Source organism: Candidatus Methylobacter oryzae (assembly GCF_003994235.2).
GTDB lineage: Bacteria > Pseudomonadota > Gammaproteobacteria > Methylococcales > Methylomonadaceae > Methylobacter_A > Methylobacter_A oryzae.
Window position 1 is genome coordinate 1 of the sequence record NZ_RYFG02000043.1, and the last position, 3101, is coordinate 3101.

General features: G+C 47.3%; 2 protein-coding genes and 1 pseudogene. All 3 read left to right on the plus strand.

The window, feature by feature from the left end; genetic code table 11:
• The first annotated feature begins 284 nt into the window (after positions 1–284).
• The 3 genes and pseudogenes from EKO24_RS06315 (at position 285) to EKO24_RS06325 (ending at position 2919) form a co-directional block, all read left to right on the plus strand.
• Positions 285–629 (plus strand): helix-turn-helix domain-containing protein, encoded by a 345-nt coding sequence (locus EKO24_RS06315; RefSeq protein ID WP_127029367.1) that lies wholly within the window; start codon positions 285–287, stop codon positions 627–629.
• Positions 521–826 (plus strand): annotated as a pseudogene (locus EKO24_RS06320) (transposase); the annotation flags it as partial. The gene EKO24_RS06315 and the pseudogene EKO24_RS06320, both read left to right, overlap by 109 nt.
• 407 nt (positions 827–1233) lie before the next feature.
• Positions 1234–2919 (plus strand): glycoside hydrolase family 17 protein, encoded by a 1686-nt coding sequence (locus EKO24_RS06325; protein WP_127029365.1) that lies wholly within the window; start codon positions 1234–1236, stop codon positions 2917–2919.
• The last annotated feature ends 182 nt before the right edge of the window (positions 2920–3101 follow it).

Here is a 3101-nt window from a genome sequence, read left to right on the forward strand (position 1 = left end):
ATAGCTCAGTGGTAGAGCACAACCTTGCCAAGGTTGGGGTCGCGAGTTCGAATCTCGTTTCCCGCTCCAATTAATTCCGAAAAAGCCGCGAACCATCGCGGCTTTTTTATTTCACTTTAACGCTGCGTAGCAAAATGCTTATGTAGTGCCTGCAAAGCCTCTACGGCGTTCGATTTTGTCTTTCAAACTTCCTCGGTATTTTTATTGTCTAGTAGTCAGTCATATTGAAGTGAAGCGATAGCTATATGATATAGTTATTGGCTTTGGTGTAGTGAGGTTTAGTCATGGCAGCCATCAAATATAAAGTCAATTTGACCGACGAAGAAAAGCTTCAGTTGGAAGCCCTCGTTCATAAAGGTAAAAGCGCCGCTCGCAGCCAAACGCGAGCTCGCATTTTGTTAAAAGCCGCGTCCGGCCTCCATGATAAGGACATCATCCAGGCGCTGGACGTTTCAGCGTCCCTGGTGGCAAAAACCCGTCAACGCTGTGTGGAAGAAGGTCCTGAAGCGGCACTCAAAGAAATACCCATAAAGTGGCGTCCTTGTATGAGGCTTTCCCCGCCGAGCAAGCGCGAACTTTGGCACGCAAGCTGGAGTTCCACTACACGCCCAAGCACGGCAGCTGGCTGAACATCGCCGAAATCGAATTAGCCGTCTTGTCAAATAGCTGTTTGTCGCAGCGGATACCGGACAAAGAGCGTCTACGCCGTGAAGTTGAAGCTAATGTCCGCGAGCGTAATGTGAAGGCTACCCCCGTCAATTGGCGTTTTACTACTCAACAGGCACGGCGGAAGCTGGCTCGGCTTTATCCTTGTACTTCATCATGACTGACTACTAGGGTAACTAAATAGATTGCCAACAATATGGCTATTCTCTATTTATAATTTTGAAATCGGGAGCTTATATTGCCTGCTATCGGACATTCTCTTACTAAGAATGCTAAAGCTAATCGCGACAGAGTTCTAAAGCTGACCGATGAGAAGAGCATGAGTTACTTGCTCATATTAGCGAGAGTGAAACTTTCGTCTGGATTATTAAGTAGTGGGGAGTGGGGTTGGGTCTAATATGGGATTTTTTAATATCCATTATGACGATGATTGAGCACGTCGATAGCTTTGTCAGTTATTAATAATTTGAAGCAAGCATTGAACGGATGTCGATTAGTTACTCGGATGTTTGCAGCGGCAGATGTGTTAGAGTCCCCGATTCACTTGTTAACTCTAATTCTATAGGTATGAAGGCAGTTAATATCTTTCTTTGTTTGCTTTTGGTAATCACTGTTCACGGTACTATCGAGTGGTTCGTCAACCAGCCGCAAGATGCTGGCGCCGATGTGCCGGCCGGTAAAATCATGAGTCTATCTTTTGCATCGTCTCGTGAAGGCTTTAAAACGCCATTGCCTGAACATATCGACGAAGATTTGCGGCTGCTGGCGGATAAAACTTACACTGTCCGCACTTATGCGATTCTGGGAGGCGAGCCTACGGCGGATATTGCGCGTAAATACGGTATCAACATGATTCAGGGTGGTTGGCTGGGACCAGATCATGACCATAATAAAAGAGAAATTGAGGCGCTGATCCAATCGGTAAATGCCCATCCTGACGTGGTCAAACGCATCATCGTCGGCAATGAGGTAATGCTTCGCCGCGACATGGGTATCGACAGCCTGATCGGTTATATCCGGCAGGTCAGGAAAGCGGTAAAACAGCCGGTGTCCTATGCCGATGTTTGGTCGAATTACATGAAATACCCTCAATTGATTAACGAGGTCGATTTTATTACCATCCACATATTGCCTTATTGGGAAGACGAGCCCGTTCCGGTTGAACAGGCTGCGGCTCATATTGAAAAAGTTGTCCGGCAAATTAAGGATAAAGCGCTCAGCATGGGGCAAGACAAGCCTATTCTAATCGGCGAATCCGGCTGGCCGAGCGTCGGCCGTCAACGCGGACAGGCTGTGCCCAGTGTCGTCAATTCCGCTAAATTCATTCGCAGTCTGCTTCAGTTGGCTGACCGCCAGAAATTCGACTACAACATCATTGAGGCTTTCAATCAACCGTGGAAAGTAGATTATGAGGGTGTCGTCGGCGCCAATTGGGGGTTATTGTCGACTGATCGTAAACCGGTTTTCCCGTTAACCGGCCCGGTTTACGAAAACCCTGCCTGGCCTCTGCATTTTGCTTTAACAACAGGTCTATGGCTGCTGATTGTCGCGGCTTACGGTAAAAGACTGCAAAGCGTTTCCGGGCCGTGTTTGCTGGCGTTTCTGGTATTGGCTCAAGCTTTTAGCGTTTGTCTGATTACGCTGGCGGATTATCAATGGCACGCCAGTTACAGTCTTTGGCAACGCGTCTATACGTTGGCCGTTGTTGCCGCGAATACCGCATTGGCAGGGCTGCTGCTCCAGCGTTGCCATGATATTTTTGTCGACGCGCCCGATGACTCGCAATTAGCGAGTCGGTTGAGAGGCGGTTACCTATTTTTCATGCTGTTCGCGCTTTATAAGACCTATAGCCTGGCTTTCAATGGCCGTTACTTGAGCTTTCCTGTTCAGGAATTGGCTATTCCAGCGCTTGGAGTGTGCAGTTTGGTGTTTTGTCTCTGGTGGCGTCAGCGTTGCTTGGATTACCGGATTCTAGTGTTAAGCAGTTTAATCGGTGAAGACTTTTTAAGCTCTCGTGATCGCATTTTGGCTTGCTTGATAGGGGTTGGTGCTGTCGCGCTAATATTAGGCGAAATCACCGCATTTATGACTGCGCATGATTTCATTGCACAGCATCCGGGCTTCTTCGAAGGTTTGCCGTTCGCGTTAGAGTATACATTTTATAATCAGCAGTTACTGGCTTGGTTGCTTTGTTTGTCAATCTTGTCTTTTCCATTCTGGATAAGAAATGCCGTTCATAAAGCTCGAATTTAAAGTGCGAGCTGATGGGGGCGCTTTATATCCATTTCTAAAAGCTTCTGTTCTTTTGGAGTTCTTTGGCTCCGTACTATATAGCAAGGCTCTAGCTTAGTGCGTGTTTTAAAAGTTTGATACCTTCCCCGAGGACAGCCTGGTCAGCATCAAATTAATCATGGCGATATGAACGAATGCTTTGC

Excerpts from the sequence above, each read along its gene's own strand:
- EKO24_RS06315 (WP_127029367.1), top strand. The coding sequence starts at position 285 with ATGGCAGCCATCAAATATAAAGTCAATTTGACCGACGAAGAAAAGCTT.
- EKO24_RS06325 (WP_127029365.1), top strand. The coding sequence starts at position 1,234 with ATGAAGGCAGTTAATATCTTTCTTTGTTTGCTTTTGGTAATCACTGTT.